At 66.4% G+C, this 14823-nt stretch carries 14 protein-coding genes and 1 pseudogene; 7 read left to right on the top strand and 8 right to left on the bottom strand.

All coding sequences use genetic code 11. From position 1 onward, the window contains the following. Positions 1-194 precede the first annotated feature (194 nt). Entirely contained in the window at positions 195-461 is a 267-nt protein-coding gene (rpsT, locus tag ACOJTD_RS11140; protein ID WP_420132979.1) for a 30S ribosomal protein S20, read from the bottom strand. A 377-nt stretch (positions 462-838) separates the two neighbouring features. Here rpsT and ACOJTD_RS11135 point away from each other — a divergent pair, with 377 nt between their 5' ends. The 3 genes from ACOJTD_RS11135 (at position 839) to ACOJTD_RS11125 (ending at position 2846) form a co-directional block, all read left to right on the top strand. Next, positions 839-1153, top strand: coding sequence for a hypothetical protein (locus ACOJTD_RS11135; protein WP_378387251.1), 315 nt, complete (start codon positions 839-841; stop codon positions 1151-1153). 147 nt (positions 1154-1300) lie between these two features. Then, positions 1301-1957, top strand: coding sequence for a peptide-methionine (S)-S-oxide reductase MsrA (msrA, locus tag ACOJTD_RS11130; protein ID WP_420132978.1), 657 nt, complete (start codon positions 1301-1303; stop codon positions 1955-1957). Between the two features lie 238 nt (positions 1958-2195). Beyond that, positions 2196-2846, top strand: a complete 651-nt coding sequence (locus ACOJTD_RS11125; RefSeq protein ID WP_420132977.1) for a polysaccharide biosynthesis/export family protein — start codon at positions 2196-2198, stop codon at positions 2844-2846. A 107-nt stretch (positions 2847-2953) separates the two neighbouring features. On the opposite strand, the gene ACOJTD_RS11120 is transcribed toward ACOJTD_RS11125, so the two are convergent. Both ACOJTD_RS11120 and ACOJTD_RS11115 read right to left on the bottom strand, forming a co-directional pair. Then, the gene (locus tag ACOJTD_RS11120; protein WP_420132976.1) at positions 2954-3625 is read right to left on the bottom strand and encodes a dienelactone hydrolase family protein; all 672 of its coding nucleotides are present in this window, start codon (positions 3623-3625) and stop codon (positions 2954-2956) included. 61 nt (positions 3626-3686) lie between these two features. Then, complete coding sequence (locus tag ACOJTD_RS11115; protein ID WP_420132975.1) at positions 3687-4031, bottom strand: hypothetical protein; 345 nt, start codon at positions 4029-4031, stop codon at positions 3687-3689. Positions 4032-4292: 261 nt separating this feature from the next. Between ACOJTD_RS11115 and ACOJTD_RS11110 the strand changes: the two genes are divergently transcribed. Further along, positions 4293-5399, top strand: coding sequence for an HD-GYP domain-containing protein (locus ACOJTD_RS11110; protein ID WP_420132974.1), 1107 nt, complete (start codon positions 4293-4295; stop codon positions 5397-5399). 64 nt (positions 5400-5463) lie between these two features. On the opposite strand, the gene ACOJTD_RS11105 is transcribed toward ACOJTD_RS11110, so the two are convergent. Further along, positions 5464-7050 carry an AMP-binding protein gene (locus ACOJTD_RS11105; protein ID WP_420132973.1) on the bottom strand — a complete coding sequence of 529 codons (1587 nt, stop codon included), beginning with the start codon at positions 7048-7050 and terminating at the stop codon, positions 5464-5466. Positions 7051-7449: 399 nt separating this feature from the next. Here ACOJTD_RS11105 and ACOJTD_RS11100 point away from each other — a divergent pair, with 399 nt between their 5' ends. Both ACOJTD_RS11100 and ACOJTD_RS11095 read left to right on the top strand, forming a co-directional pair. Further along, positions 7450-8427, top strand: coding sequence for a Bug family tripartite tricarboxylate transporter substrate binding protein (locus ACOJTD_RS11100; RefSeq protein WP_420132972.1), 978 nt, complete (start codon positions 7450-7452; stop codon positions 8425-8427). 193 nt (positions 8428-8620) lie between these two features. Further along, complete coding sequence (locus ACOJTD_RS11095) at positions 8621-8920, top strand: DUF3551 domain-containing protein (RefSeq protein ID WP_420132971.1); 300 nt, start codon at positions 8621-8623, stop codon at positions 8918-8920. Between the two features lie 22 nt (positions 8921-8942). Here ACOJTD_RS11095 and ACOJTD_RS11090 read toward each other — a convergent pair whose 3' ends face one another. From ACOJTD_RS11090 to ACOJTD_RS11075, 4 genes are all read right to left on the bottom strand, one after another. Further along, the gene (locus ACOJTD_RS11090) at positions 8943-9170 is read right to left on the bottom strand and encodes an FmdB family zinc ribbon protein (RefSeq protein WP_420132970.1); all 228 of its coding nucleotides are present in this window, start codon (positions 9168-9170) and stop codon (positions 8943-8945) included. Between the two features lie 67 nt (positions 9171-9237). Next, a complete protein-coding gene (gene recQ / locus ACOJTD_RS11085; protein WP_420132969.1) occupies positions 9238-11094 on the bottom strand; it encodes a DNA helicase RecQ in 1857 nt (618 codons plus the stop codon). Between the two features lie 306 nt (positions 11095-11400). Further along, entirely contained in the window at positions 11401-12951 is a 1551-nt protein-coding gene (locus ACOJTD_RS11080) for an AMP-binding protein (RefSeq protein ID WP_420132968.1), read from the bottom strand. A 222-nt stretch (positions 12952-13173) separates the two neighbouring features. Beyond that, positions 13174-14316, bottom strand: a complete 1143-nt coding sequence (locus ACOJTD_RS11075; protein WP_420132967.1) for an iron-containing alcohol dehydrogenase — start codon at positions 14314-14316, stop codon at positions 13174-13176. A gap of 212 nt (positions 14317-14528) precedes the next feature. Here ACOJTD_RS11075 and ACOJTD_RS11070 point away from each other — a divergent pair. Further along, a pseudogene (locus ACOJTD_RS11070) lies at positions 14529-14823 on the top strand (S-methyl-5'-thioadenosine phosphorylase); the annotation flags it as partial.

Below are 14823 nucleotides of genomic sequence, written 5' to 3'. Positions count from 1 at the left end.
GTGTGAGCCAAGCACCACGCCGGGCGCGGCGCAGAGCCGCGCAACTTCTTCGGAGGCGCCGACGTGCACGCATTAGCATCGCGCGCGCGAAAAAATTCGGCAGCGCCGCGCATAAAAAAAGCCCAGCTCAGCCGGGCACAGACAAAAATGCCCGGCGGAGCCGGGCACTGCTGATCTCGATCTGCGCGCGGGAGTTACTTCCCGAGCTGCGAGATCCGATGCGCGAGGCGCGACACCTTCCGGCTCGCGGCATTCTTGTGAATGATGTTGCGCTGGGCAGCGCGCATCAGCGCCGGCTCGGCATTGGCCATCGCCTTCAGCGCGGCATCGCGGTCGCCGCTGGCGATCGCTTCTTCGACGCTCCGGACCGTACCGCGCATCTGGGTGCGGCGCGACTTGTTGACCGCGGTGCGCCGGGCAATCTTGCGAGTCGCTTTCTTCGCGGAAGACGTATTGGCCATGTTCTCTCAAATCCTGCAGCGGCCTCCGCTGCGGAGGGCCGGGCTGATTGGCGGAGCCGCCGTTGATCGGAGCCTCGCCGTGTGTTCCGGATGTCCTGAAGATTGCCTCTGGAGCCGGCGGGCCGAAAATGCCGCATCGCTTCAAAGACGATCGGCGGCAGGGACGCCCCCACCGCCATTGCGGGCCTTATAAAGCCACAGCTTTCCAGCGTCAACGGTCGCGGCGGCAGCATTTGCGGGGTTCCGGCCGGCGGCCGATCGCCGCTGCGGCCCGCCGAGCGACCCTCGCGGTCCGGTATAAGTCGCTGGCGAGGTTGTCTTTTGTGTGCCCGCCCGGTAGATGCGGCCAGGGGCGGTGCATTTCCTTGGGGTGGACGATGATCCGCGGGTTCTTTCGACTGATCGGTCTGTTGCTGCTGACCGGGGGGTTCATCTTCCTGGTCTATGACGGCGCGCGCTCGGTCGCCGACAGCTCGCTGCAGCTCACCCGGCTGGGCGAATTCTGGAATGACGTCCACCAGTCGAGCCAGCATGCGTTCCGGCTGTGGGTCGAGCAGTCCGCGCCCTGGGCCTGGGACGGCGTCCGGCTGCTGCTGGCGCAGCCGACCTTCGCGGTGCTGGGCATTCTCGGCCTGCTGCTGATGCTGCTGTTCCGGCCGCGCAAGCCGTTGATCGGCTACGCTCGCGATTGACGCTCCGAAACCTGACGATCGGCGCTGCGATACCTATATTGCAGTCAGTTGAGAGCCGGTCGCGATCTCCAACGCCGTGGGCCTGCTCTCCTTCGAGCAAAAGGCCGCCGGGCGCGCGTAGCAGCGTTGCGGCGCCGGGAGGTGTCCATGTTCTTCATGCGCAAGTCGATCGAGATGCCCAGCGCCAGCGAAGCGTTGCCGGGCCGCGCCACGCCGATCCCCACGGCACGCAGCCATTTCGTCAATGGCCATCAGATCCAGCCGCCATATCCCGAAGGGCTACAGCAGGCCGTGTTCGGGCTCGGCTGCTTCTGGGGTGCTGAGCGCAAGTTCTGGGAACTCGGTGACGGCGTCTACACCACCGCGGTCGGCTATGCGGGCGGCTTCACGCCGAACCCAACCTATGAGGAAGTCTGCTCGGGCCGCACCGGCCACACCGAAGTGGTGCTGGTGGTGTTCGATCCGAAGAAGATCTCCCACGAGACCTTACTGAAGACGTTCTGGGAGAGCCACGACCCGACGCAGGGCATGCGGCAGGGCAACGACGTCGGCTCGCAATATCGTTCGGCGATTTACACCTTCGGCGACGAGCAGGCGCGGACCGCAAAGGCGTCGCGTGAGGCGTATCAGCAGGCGCTGGGCGCCAAGCGATTCGGCCCCATTACCACCGAGATCGCGCCGGCCGGCGAATTCTACTTCGCCGAGGACTATCATCAGCAATATCTCGCGAAGAATCCCGGGGGCTATTGCGGACTCGGCGGCACTGGCGTTTCGTGCCCGGTGGGCATCGGCGTCACCGCTTAGACAGCGACGATGCGGCCTCTCTTGGTTGTGAAAGAGGCCGCATCGCTTCACGCGCGGGTGAGGCCCTTTGTCGCCATGACACAGTCAGTCGTGGCTTCGAGCGTGTGTAGAGGCGCCGCTCGCCCGCACTGGATCGCGCGAGTTGGACCGCGCGATCAAAGGATCCCGCAGAACTACGCACCGCCAAGGGTTTGTTAACCCTAACGGGTCATAAACGGAGCCGTGTCGTGGAGAGGGAATGGCTCCAGTGCGGTTCGTACCTGCGTTTCGATTGTCGATGATCGCCGTGATGGGCGCGCTGGCGCTCGGCGGCTGCATGCGGCGGTCCGGCCCGGTCGCCGTGCAGCCGGCCAATACGCTCGACAGCCTTGCCTATGGCGGTCCGGCCGGTCCTGGTCCGGTGGCCTATGCGCCGGTCAGCGGGCCGCAGCCGGAGTATCGCCTCGACGCGGGCGACCGTCTGCGCATCGTCGTCTACGGGCAGGAAGGCCTCACCAATACCTACGCCATCGATGCTTCCGGCGCGATCACCATGCCGCTGATCGGCAGCGTGCCGGCGCGTGGCCGCAGCACCGCCGGGCTCGCCGCCGCCATTACGGCGCGTCTGCGCAACGGCTACATCCGCGAGCCTTCGGTGGCGGTGGAAATCGAATCCTACCGGCCGTTCTTCATTCTCGGCGAGGTCCTGGCGCCCGGCCAATATCCTTACGTGCCGAACATGACGGTGGAGAGCGCCATCGCGATCGCGGGCGGCTTCACGCCGCGCGCCAAGCGCGACGGTGCGATCCTGACCCACCCGGAAAACGGCGCTCTTGTGCGTGCCCAGGTGCCGCTCGCCACCCCGCTGAGCCCCGGCGACACTGTCATGGTCGGCGAGCGCTGGTTCTAGGCGAGCCAACGTGGGGCCGCTTTACCCGCCTCCGCATCCTGAGCCGCCCGCCTTGCGGGCAAAGCTGCCCAGGATGACGGCGCGGGGGCGTTCGCGCCGGGAAGCAATTACTTCAGGTACGTCGCGAAGAAGTCCAGGCTGCGCTGCCAGGCGCGGTCGGAGCTTTGTTTGTCGAAGCTGGCGCGCTCATCGCAGCCGAAGCCGTGCTGGGCTTCGAGATAGACGTGGACGTCGACTTCCGGCCGCTTGGCCTTGATGGTCTCGACGTCGGTGAGCGGAATGCCGGAGTCCTTCTCGCCGAAATGCAATTGCGTCGGCACCTTGGGGAACTCGTCGGCGAATTTCACGATGGCGCCGCCGTAGTAGCCGACCGCGGCGCTCAGTCCATTGAGCCGCGTCGCCGCCAGATACGCGACGGTGCCGCCGAAGCAGAAGCCGATGACGCCGACCGGGCCTTCATCCTTGACGGAATCGATCGCGGCCTGCACGTCGCGCAGCGTCGCGTCCCAATCCGGCGCGGCGATGAACTTGCGCGCGGCCGCGACTTCCTCCGGCGAATAGCCGCTCTGGAAGTTGCGCTCGATCCGGTCGAAGATCGCCGGCGCCACGGCGCGATAGCCCTGCGCGGCGAAGCGGTCGCAGACGGCGCGGATGTGGTGATTGACGCCGAAGATCTCCTGGATCACCACCACCGAAGCGGTCGTGGGCCCGGCCGGATCGGCGCGATAGCCGCCGAGTTGAAATCCGTCGTCAGCCGTCAGCGTGATGTCGTGTCCCACGAGCAACCCCTGTGTTGGTGGTGATAGGATCAGTTATTTGGCGATGGCGGGCCGGACGCGGCTATTGCCACATCCAGTTGCGGCCCCAATCGCCCTTCCAGCCGGTGAGCCGGCCTTTGCGGAACTGCGGATACAGCCGGTCGCGACGATCGAAAAAGCCACTACCCCCGGCTGTTCGGATCGCCAGGAAGATTTCGTCGCCGGGGCGGCCGCTGAGATAGTTCAGCTGCGTACCAAGCGCGCGCGAAGCCGCGACCGCATCCATCCCGAACGCCAGCGGGGTGGTATTCGACAGCGTAGCGGTGAACGGTGGCGCAATTTCCGGAGCCACTATGATCGGAGCGAACTGCTGCGCCGAAGCCGGCGATGCGCCGAGCGCTGCCAGAACCACAGCCGCGGCAGCCACGAAAAGGCATCCTGCCACACGTGGCGGGGGCGGCTGTTCGTCGGTCCCGGTTGGTACGCTGTGTGTCATCGCCATTCCCGTGCGGGCGGATCATAGATGTTTTGCACCGCAATGCCGAGTGCTGTCCGGGTCAATTCCGGCGAAAACTCGATCAAATTCGTACGGAAAAAACATCCAACATTAAGAATGCCCGTTAAGCAGCGGGAACCGATTTCCCGTTAGGGATGTCCCAGACTTGCGTACTATCCAGGCTGGTGATTCATGAATGCTGTAGCCCGACAACCCGTGCCCCAGTCCGAGCCGCGCCGCCGGCTGTTGCTGGCGTCCGACCGTCGCGACCAGAGCGCGGACCTCGCCCGGATCCTGGCGGGCGTTGCCGAGGTACAGACGATTTCCACCAGCCAACTGCCCGATGCGCCGGCGCTGGAACTGTCCGGCATCGTGGTCGACATCAATCTTCGCTCTGCCGAAAGCGTGCAGGCGGTGCGGCGCAAGCTGCTCGGCGGCGGCTATCAGCCGATCCCGCGGCTGTTCGTGCTCGCCGACGAATTGCACCATGGATCGATGCAGGCGTGGGCTCTCGGAGCCACCGACACGATCGCCCGGCCGTTCGATGCACGCGACCTGCTGGCCCGGATCCGCGCTGCGTTTCCGGACGCGTCGGAGACGACGGAAACTGCACGCGCCGAGGCGATGAGCAAGGGTGTCGCCGCCGCGCACGGCGTGCTGGTCAAGATCTTCGAGCGGCTGCCGGCCGGCAAGCCGCTCACCTATCAGGACGTGCTGCAGGCCGAGGCGCCGATTCTGAAAGCGATCAAGCGCACCTCGCTGCGCGAATGGCTCACCACTGTGGGCCGCCACCACAATGAGAGTTACCGGTTGGCGCTGTTCGCCACCGGCTATGCGGTCGCCTTCGCACAGCATCTCGGAATGCGCGAGGAGGATCAGCGCCGTCTCACCCGCGCGGCACTGCTGTTCGACGTCGGCAAGGCGTTCGTCGACGTCGGGCTGCTCGACAATCTCGACGGCCTGCAGGGTGAACGGCTGCTGAAATATCGCGAGCATTCGCGGCGCGGCTACGACGCGCTCGCCACCGAGGGCAGCTTCCCGCGCGAAACGCTCGACGTCGTGCTGCATCACCACGAACTGCTCGACGGTTCCGGCTATCCGGACGGCCTGCATGGCGACCAGATCAGCGACATCGTGCGGATCACCACGATCGTGGATATCTTCACGTCGCTGGTCGCGCAGCGCAAGAACCACACGGCGCTGATGCCGCTGCATGCCTTCTCGGCCATGGAAGCGATCGGCGACAAGATCGATCAGCGCCTGCTGCAGGCCTTCCGCCCGGTCGCGCTCGGCGGCTAGGTAGCGCCGTCTCGACATAGGGTGGGCAAAGGCGCGCTGCGCCGTGCCCACCCCGACAGTCCTGCTAGTCCGCCAGCATCTTGCGGAGCTCGGCCTTCGCCACTTTCTCCAGCGTCGACCGCGGCATGTCGTCGACGAGGCGGACTTCGCGCGGGCGCTTGAAGTCGGCCAGCTTGGCAGCGCAGGCCGCGGTGATACGGTCGGCGAAGTCCGGCGGCGCGCCGGCGATGCCGCCTTGCGGGATCACGAACACCACCGGGACCTCGTCGAGCATCGGGTGCTTCTTGGCCACCACGGCGGCCTCGCGCACGCCCGGCACCATGATGACCACCTGCTCGATCTCCGACGCCGCGACGTTCTCGCCGCCGACCTTGAGCATGTCCTTGGCGCGGTCGCCGAACTTGATGGCGCCGTGCTCGAGCAGCGTGACGCGGTCGCCGGTGATGAAGTAACCGTGCTCGTCGAAACTGTCGCGCGTCGCCTGCTCGTTGTGCAGATACTCCTTGAACAGCGACAGCCCGGGCACGCCCTTGATCAGCAGATTGCCGGTGTCGCCGACCTGCGTCGGCGCGCCGTCGTCGCCGATGATGCGCAGCGAATATTCCGGCGCGGCGCGGCCGATCGACATCGGCGTGTTGGGCTGATCCGCCTCGGCGATGATGCCGTGGGTGATGGTTTCGGTCATGCCCCACCATCCGATGATCTTGATGCCGAAGCTCTTGAACGCCGGCGGCTCGGCCACTGCCGTGCCCCACATGCGGAAGCTGTGATGCTTTGGCGTCTCCTGCTCCATCAGCGCCTTCAGGCAGAACGCGATGTTGGAATTCCAGGTGCAGCGATGTTCCAGCGCGACCTTCCAGAACCGGCTCGACGAGAACCGCGGCTGCACCACGCAGGTCGCCCCGACCCATAGGCTGGCCAGCATCGAATAGGCCAGCGCATTGGTGTGGAACAGCGGCAGATACGCCAGATGCACGTCGTCGGCGCGCAGCGTCTGGTGCGCGGCGTTGATCTTGGCGCCCCACAGCGCGTTGGCATGCGTCCACAGCACAGCCTTCGGTCGCGACGTCGTGCCGGAGGTGTACTGCACGCTGCACGGCGCGAACGGATCGGTGGCGCGGCGCGGACGATTGGCGCTGTCGCCGAACAGGCTGTCGAACGAGTCCGCTTTGGCCACCGGCTGGGCCGGAAGCGGCGAGCCCGGATCGTGAGAGATCACCGCGATCCAGCGCAGCTTCTTGCAGTTGGTGGCGACGAGGTCGGCGTAGGCCGGCTGGGTGATGGCGGCGACGGCGCCGCAATGATCGGCGAAGTACTCGATCTCGGCGGCCGCCGAGCGGGTGTTGGTGGTGACCGCCAGCGCGCCGAGCTCGACGCAGGCGAACCAGCTCAGTAGGAACTCGGTGCAATTATCGAGATGGATCAGCACCGCGTCGCCCGGCTTGACGCCGCGCGCCGCGAGACCGGCGGCGAGCGCGCCGACACGGTCGTGGAATTCGCCGTAGCTCCAGCTGCGCGCAGGCGCGTCGAACGGCGCCCAGATGATGAAGGGATGATCGCGCCGCGTCCGCGCGTGCAGGGCCAGCAGCCACGGCACGTCCAGTCCGGCGAACGGGCCCACCACGCCAGGCGCTTCGATCGGATGCGGCATGCTTTTCTCCCTTGCTGCGGCGCTTTCCGCACGGCGGCATTGGCCGCGGCGCGCTAGCGCGTCTGTTGTTGGTAGCGGCATCCTTGTGCCACCCTGCGTGACGTCGCGCAATTCAGCTCGTGTCCCAGACGCGATGCGGCACGCAGTGCCGCTTCGCAGATCCGGGACCCCGGTTTCTTTGCGGCGCCCAAGTCACCGGGGCCCCGGATTTGCAGCGCACCACGCCGCCAGCGCGGCGCGCTGCGCAGCGTCCGGGGCACAAACCTGTTAGTTCGGGCAGTGTCGATGGATCACACGCTCCCGCACTGCAGCTTGAGCGCGAAGGTCGGCTTGCTACACTCGTTCCGCCTCACGGCATTCGGACCGCGCGCCACGACGCGGCCGTACAGGGAGCGAACGATGATCACACGCCGCAACGCGATCCAGGCGATCGCGATGGCTGCCACGGCGAGCACGCTGCTGCCGCGCCGCAGCCTCGCGCTCGACTATCCGACCCGTCCGGTCCGTTTCGTCGTCGGCTATCCGGCCGGCGGCGCTACCGACATCCTTGCGCGCCTGATCGGCGCCAAACTGTCGGAGCGGCTCGGCCAGCAATTCATCATCGAAAACAAGCCTGGCGCCGGCAACAATATCGGCACCGAGATGGTGGTGAACGCGCCAGCCGACGGCTACACGATCCTGCTGGTCAATCCGGCCAACTACATCAACGCCTCGCTCTACGCGAAGCTGAACTTCGACTTCGTCCGCGACATCGCCGGCGTCGCCGCCTTCAACCGCACCGCCAATGTGATGACGGTCAACAGCCAGGTGCCGTCCAGGACGGTGGCCGAATTCATCGACTACGTGAAGACCAATCCCGGCAAGGTGAATCTCGCCTCGTCCGGCAACGGCACGTCGGTGCATCTGTCCGGCGAGATGTTCATGGCGATGACCGGGGTGAAGATGCAGCACGTGCCGTATCGCGGCGCCGCGCCGGCGATCACCGATATGCTTGGCGGGCAGGTTCAGCTGATCTTCGACAACATGCCGTCGATCATCCAGCACATCCGTGGCGGCACGCTGCGGGCGCTTGCGGTGACCACGGCTCAGCGCTCGGATTTGTTACCAGATGTGCCGACGCTGGCCGAGACCGTCCCGGGTTACGAAGCCAGCGCGCTGTTCGGCATGGGCGCGCCGAAGGCGACGCCACCCGAGATCGTCGCCAAGCTCAACGGCGAGGTCAACGCCGTGCTGGCCGATCCGGCCGTCAAGGCGCGGCTGGTAGAACTCGGCGGTGCGCCGCTGATCGGTCCGCCCGCGGCGTTCGACGCCATGATCGCGGACGAGACCGCGAAGTGGAGCAAGGTCGTCAAATTTGCCGGCCTCAAGGTGGAGTAGTAACAACGCGGCGCGCCGGCAATTTCGAAGTGTCGCGCCGGACGATTGGCCGCCTTCACTTGTCGCGGCGCGCCGAGCGGCGTGCGCCCTGCGACAATGCATCGTGACCCAAAACCCGGAACGTTCGTTGCAGCGCACCGTTGGCTCGCCGTCGATGGGGGTCGGCAGATCAACGGTGACAGGAGACGACACGATGAAGATCTTGGCTTTGGCAGCGGTGGCGATCGGCGCGTTCGGTGCTTCTCAGGTGATGACGGCGAAACCGGCGGTCGCGCAGGTCGAATATCCCTACTGCAAGCAGGGCGCGCTGCAGGGCTATCCGGGCAACTGCAATTTCGTCAGCTTCGAGGCCTGCCGATTCTCGGCGCAGGGCACCGGCGGCAATTGCGTCGCCAACCCGCGCTACGGCGCCTGGGCCGGCGGCTACGGCGCATACGGCAGCCCGCACGACGCCTATGGCTATGCGCCGGCCTATGGCAGCGCGGATTACTAACTGAAGCGGGAGCGCGTGCGGCTCAGCCGCCGCGCTCCTTGCGGCTATAGTTCGAGAAATGCCCCTCGCGCGCCGCCTGGGAGCGGGCGGCGCTGATCAGGCCCTTGCTTTTGCCGGGCGGCGCCGGGCGCGACACCATCCGCTCCATCTTGCGGCCGCCGCAGCTCGGACAGCGCGGCTTGTCGGAAAAGCCGACCAGCAGTTCGCTGTCTTTGTCGCAACTCCCACAATGAAATCCATAAAGCGGCATAGCCGCACCTCCTGCAGCATTTCGCAGGTCGTCGTGCAGATTCCGGACCAAACGCCCGAGTAACAAGTTACCGGCGGGTGCCGTCGATCACGGCGAGTAGCGCCGAGCCGTAGATCTCCAGCTTCTTGTCGCCGATGCCCGGGATGCCGCGCAGTTCGTCGAGCGTGCGCGGCCGCGCGGCGGCGATGCCGTCCATAGTTGCGTCGTGCAGCACCACATAGGCCGGCACACCGCGGCTCTTCGCCACCTCGGAGCGCCACGCCTTGAGCGCCGCGAACAGCTCCGGATCGCCGCTCGACTCGCGCGGTGCGGCGCCGACCAGATCGCCACGGCGCGACTTGGCGCGCGGGGGCCGGCCGGCGGCCAGTTCGCGCAGCATCACCTGCGCGTCGCCCTTCAGCACCGCGCGCGAACTCTCGGTGAATTTCAGCGCGCCAAAGGCTTCGCTGTCCGGGGCCAGATGGCCGAGCGACACCATCTGCCGGATCACCGCGCGCCATTGCTTCTCGTTGAATTCGCTGCCGATGCCGAACACCGACAGCTTGTCGTGGCCGAACTGTCCGACGCGCTCGGTGAGCCGGCCGAGCAGCACGTCGATCAGATGCTGAGCGCCGAAGCGCTGACCGGTGCGATAGGCGCAGGACAACAGCTTCTGCGCCGGCACGGTGCCGTCGATGACTTTCGGCGGCGTGAGGCAGTTATCGCAATTGCCGCAGTTCTCGTGCTGCGCGGTCTCGCCGAAATAGCCCAGCAGCCGGGTGCGGCGGCAGCCGGTGGATTCGCACAGGCCGACCAGCGCGTCGAGCTTGCCCATCGACACGCGCTTGAACGCGTCGGAGCCGGAGCTCTCGTCGATCATCCGGCGCTGCTGCACGATGTCGCTAAGGCCGTAGGCCATCCACGCTTCGGACGGCTTGCCGTCGCGGCCGGCACGACCGGTCTCCTGATAGTAAGCCTCGATGCTCTTGGGCAGATCGAGATGCGCGACGAAGCGGACGTCGGGTTTGTCGATCCCCATGCCGAACGCGATGGTGGCGACGATGACGATGCCGTCCTCGTTGAGGAAGCGGTCCTGATTGCGCGCACGCACGTCCGGCGACAGGCCGGCGTGATACGGCAGCGCTGTGAGGCCATACTTGCTGAGCGTTTCGGCGATGTCTTCGACCTTGGCCCGCGACAGGCAATATACCACGCCGGAATCGCCGCGATGGCGCTCGTCGATGAACGCCTTGAGCTGGGCCGGCGCGTTCTGCTTGTCGACGATGCTGTAGCGGATGTTCGGGCGATCGAAGCTCGAGACAAAGCACGGCGCGTCGGTCAGCGACAACCGCTCGGCGATCTCGCGGCGGGTCAGCGCATCGGCGGTCGCGGTCAGCGCGATCCGCGGCACGTTGGGAAATTTCTCGGCGATCGCCGACAGGCCGACATATTCGGGCCGGAAGTCGTGCCCCCATTGCGACACGCAATGCGCCTCGTCGATCGCGAATAGCGCGATCCTCGCCCGCGCCAACAGGCCCAGGCAGCGCGGCGTCAGCAGCCGTTCGGGCGCGACATACAAGAGGTCGAGTTCGCCTCTCAGCAGTTGCTGCTCGATCGCGTTCGCCTCGTCATAGGACAGCGTCGAATTCAACGCCGCGGCGCGCACGCCGGCTTCGAGCAGCCCGGCGACCTGATCGCGCATCAACGCGATCAGCGGCGACACCACCACGCCGCAGCCGTCGCGCAGCAGCGCCGGCAATTGGTAACACAGCGACTTGCCGCCGCCGGTCGGCATCAGCACCAGCGCATCGCCGCCATCGGCGACATGCCGCACGATCGCCTCCTGCTGGCCGCGGAACCCCGGCAGCCCGAACACATGCTGCAACGTCGACAGCATCCGGGCATCGAGATCGTCGTCGGTTTCAACGGCTGCGGAACGGGTCATGCGAATGGGCAAAGGAGAGGAGCCATGAGCCCCCTATAGCCCATTCCGGCCGATTCTGCCCATGAGGCAGTGCCTCTCCCCCCGCCGCAGCGCGCCCCCTCTCCCGCGCGCGGGAGAGGGTTGGGGTGAGGGCGCCCCAGGCAGGGAGCCCGCGACTCGCGGAGAAGAGGTCTTACCTAATTCGCTGCGCATTGCTGGTGAGGGAAGCTTTTCTGAACGACGCGAGTCAGTGCTCGCGTCGCCCTCACCCCAGCCCTCTCCCGCAAGCGGGAGAGGGAGTGCGCCGTGCCGCGTCGCCGCGTCGCCTCACACGATCCGCGAATTGCTGTTGCCCCAATAGCGGTCGCGCAGCAGGCGCTTGTAGAGTTTGCCGGTCGGCAGGCGCGGCAGTTCCTCGAGGAAGTCGATCGAGCGCGGCACTTTCTGGCGCGACAGCGACTGATTGCAAAACGCGATCAGTTCCTGTGCCAGATCGGCGCCCGGGTCGACGCCCGGCATCGGCTGGATCACCGCCTTGACCTCCTCGCCAAGATCCTCGTTCGGTACGCCGAACACCGCGGCGTCGGCGACCTTGGGATGGGTGATCAGCAGATTCTCGCATTCCTGCGGGTAGATGTTCACGCCGCCGGAGATGATCATGAAGGTGGCGCGGTCGGTGAGGTGCAGGTAGCCGTCGTCGTCGACATAGCCGACATCGCCGACCGTGCTCATGCTGCCGTCCTCGGAGCGGGTCTCCGCGGTCTTGGCCGGATCGTTGAAATATTCGAACGGCGTCGCGGTCTTGAACCAGATCTGGCCGGGCGTGCCTTTCGGGCAGGGCTGCATCCGGTCGTCGAGGATGTGCAGGTCGCCGAACATCACCTTGCCGACCGTGCCGCGGTGCGCCAGCCATTCCTCGCTGTTGCAGGCGGTGAAGCCGAGGCCTTCGGTGGCGCCGTAATATTCGTGGATGATCGGTCCCCACCATTTGATCATCTGCTCCTTGACCTGCGGCGGGCAGGGCGCGGCGGCGTGAATCGCGACTTCCAGCGACGACAGGTCGTACTTCTTGCGCGTCTCTTCCGGCAGCTTCAGCATGCGCGAAAACATCGTCGGCACCAGCTGGCTGTGCGTCACCTTGTACTTCTCGATCAGCGCCAGATATTGCTCCGGATCGAAATGCTCCATGATGATCGCAGTGCCGCCGTCGCGGATGGTGAGGCCGACCGCTGCCTGCGGCGCCGAGTGATACAGCGGCGCTGGCGACAGATAGATCATGCCATTGCGATACTTCCACAGCGTGTTGAGGAAGTGGAACAGCGGCAGCGGCTGCGACGGCGGCTGCTCCGGCAGCGGCCGCACGATGCCCTTGGGGCGGCCAGTCGTGCCGGACGAATACAGCATCGCCGTGCCGAGATGCTCCTCGGCGATCGGCGTATCCGGCAGGCCGCGCGTCGCGTCCGTGAGCCCGACGATCCGATCGCTCTCGGTCTCGCCGTCGACCACGATGCACAGCGTCACCTTCGGGCACTCCTTCAGCGCCTCGCGGGCGACATCGAGCTTGGCCTTCGAGGTGATTAGCGCGCGGGATTCGCTGTTGGTCAGGATGTAGGCCAGCTCGGCCGGCGTCAGATAGGAATTGACGCACGTGTAGTAGTGGCCGCTGCGCTCGCCGGCACCGCACGCCTCGAGGTAGCGGTTGTTGTTCTCCATGAAGATCGAATAGTGATCGAGCCGCCGCAGGCCGTGGTTGTAGAGCAAGTGCGCCAGGCGGTTGCTGCGGGCGTCGAGCTCCGCGTAAGTCACGGTCTCGCCGGTCGAGGCCATGATAAAGGCGGGATGATCGGGATGGGTCGTCGCGAATTGGCCGGTATACATCGTGCTCCCTCGTGCTGATGCTGCCTGACTTCTGGTTTTTGGTTGGTTCAGGTCTCTCCCACCGTCATTGCGAGGAGCACCCGGATCGGCGCTTCGTGCCGTCCGGGCACAGGCTCCGCGACGAAGCAATCCAGCGCAGTGCACCGCGCTCCTGGATTGCTTCGCTGCGCTCGCAATGACGAAGTCTTCGTCGTTAGTCGTGCGAAAGCAGGCGATCGTCCCCTACGCGGCCAGTTCCAGAATCTCCCTCACTTGCGCCGGGCCGTCGATCTTGCGCGGGTTGCGCGGCACCCAGGGGGTGCCCATCGCCTGCGCGGCGATCTTGTCGAAGTGTTCAGGACAGACGCCGACCTCGCGCAGCGAGCGCGGCATGCCGAGCACGCGGATCAGCGCGTCCAGCACGTCGCCGGCGTCCTTGCCCGGATGGCCCATCGCGGCGGCGACCAGCGCCTGGCGGTCGCGGTTGACGGCCTTGTTCCAGCGCATCACCGCCGGCAGCATCACGCAGGAGGTGTGGCCGTGCGGCACGTCGAACACCGCGCCGAGCACGTAGCCGATGCCGTGGCTGGCGCCCATCGGCACGCCGGACGACAGCGCGCCCATCGACAGCCAGGTGCCGATCTGGCAGTCGAGCCGCGCGTCGAGATCGGTCGGGTCGGCCTTCACCCGCGGCAGCCCGGTTGCCAGCATCGCCAGCCCGCGCAGCGCCTGCGCGTCGCCATAGGGATGCGCCTCGCCCGAGCAGATCGCCTCGACGCAGTGGTCGACCGCGCGGATGCCGGTCGAGAGGAACAGCCATTCCGGGGTGTGCACGGTGATGGCCGGATCGAGCAGCGCCGCGCGCGGCATCACCAAGGGATGCGCAAACTTCTCCTTCACCCGCGTCGCCTCGTTGGTGACGCCGGCCATGGCGCTGAATTCGCCGCCCGAGATCGTGGTCGGCACACTGATCTGCCGCACAATCGGCGCCACCGGCGACGGCCGGTTGGCGACGCGGTCCATGTCCTCAACGCTGCGGATGTCGTTGGCGAGGCAGATCTGCACCGCCTTGGCGCCATCGGTGATCGAGCCGCCGCCGATCGTGACGATCAGGTCGGCATCCGCGGCCCGCGCCATGTCGGTGGCGGCGATGATGGCGCTGCGCGGCGAATGCGCCGGCATCGCGTCGAACACCGCGGCGCAGCGCCCGCCGAGCGCGTCTCGCACCTTGGCGATTTCATCGGTGGCCCGGTTGAGGGTGCCGGAGACCATCAGCAACGCGCGCTGCGCGCCGATCCGGTCCATCTGCGCCGCGACGGCCTGCGCCGCCGGTTGTCCGTAGACGACTTCCTCCATGGCGCCGAAAACGACGCGTCCCTGCTGCACGTTATGTCACTCCCACGGTGGCCGCTTCTGCGAGGCCTTGGCGTAATCCTAGCAGCCGCGCCGGGATCGGGAACAAGAAAAATCGTCGCGCGTCCGGCGGCGCCTGACATTCGAAGCCGGTAAGATGCGACGTTCGGCGAAGATCACCGCCAAGGGGGTTGTAGAGGCGGAGGCCGCATGGGAAATGCGTGCAGTGCAGCGGGAGATAGAGCATGACCAGGGCGGTACTCGGCATCATCGGCGGATCCGGCATCTATGATTTGCCGGGGCTCGAAGACGTCCGCGAGGAGCAGATCGCGAGTCCGTGGGGCGAACCGTCCTCGGCGGTGCGGCGCGGCAACATCGCCGGCCTGCCGATCGTGTTCCTGCCGCGCCACGACAAGGGCCACCGGCTGTCGCCCTCCGACATCAACTACCGCGCCAATATCGACGTGCTGAAGCGCGCCGGCGTCACCGACCTGATCTCGCTGTCGGCCTGCGGCTCGTTCAAGGAAGAGCTGCCGCCCG

The sequence above is a fragment of the Rhodopseudomonas sp. genome, assembly GCF_048594845.1.
GTDB lineage: Bacteria > Pseudomonadota > Alphaproteobacteria > Rhizobiales > Xanthobacteraceae > Rhodopseudomonas.
The sequence above is the reverse complement of the archived record's forward strand: the minus strand, read 5'-3'. Positions and strand labels throughout refer to the sequence as shown.

Coding starts and splice junctions, on each gene's coding strand:
- rpsT (WP_420132979.1), bottom strand. CDS start 461: ATGGCCAATACGTCTTCCGCGAAGAAAGCGACTCGCAAGATTGCCCGG.
- ACOJTD_RS11135 (WP_378387251.1), top strand. CDS start 839: ATGATCCGCGGGTTCTTTCGACTGATCGGTCTGTTGCTGCTGACCGGG.
- msrA (WP_420132978.1), top strand. CDS start 1,301: ATGTTCTTCATGCGCAAGTCGATCGAGATGCCCAGCGCCAGCGAAGCG.
- ACOJTD_RS11125 (WP_420132977.1), top strand. CDS start 2,196: ATGGCTCCAGTGCGGTTCGTACCTGCGTTTCGATTGTCGATGATCGCC.
- ACOJTD_RS11110 (WP_420132974.1), top strand. CDS start 4,293: ATGAATGCTGTAGCCCGACAACCCGTGCCCCAGTCCGAGCCGCGCCGC.
- ACOJTD_RS11105 (WP_420132973.1), bottom strand. CDS start 7,050: ATGCCGCATCCGATCGAAGCGCCTGGCGTGGTGGGCCCGTTCGCCGGA.
- ACOJTD_RS11100 (WP_420132972.1), top strand. CDS start 7,450: ATGATCACACGCCGCAACGCGATCCAGGCGATCGCGATGGCTGCCACG.
- ACOJTD_RS11095 (WP_420132971.1), top strand. CDS start 8,621: ATGAAGATCTTGGCTTTGGCAGCGGTGGCGATCGGCGCGTTCGGTGCT.
- ACOJTD_RS11090 (WP_420132970.1), bottom strand. CDS start 9,170: ATGCCGCTTTATGGATTTCATTGTGGGAGTTGCGACAAAGACAGCGAA.
- recQ (WP_420132969.1), bottom strand. CDS start 11,094: ATGACCCGTTCCGCAGCCGTTGAAACCGACGACGATCTCGATGCCCGG.
- ACOJTD_RS11080 (WP_420132968.1), bottom strand. CDS start 12,951: ATGTATACCGGCCAATTCGCGACGACCCATCCCGATCATCCCGCCTTT.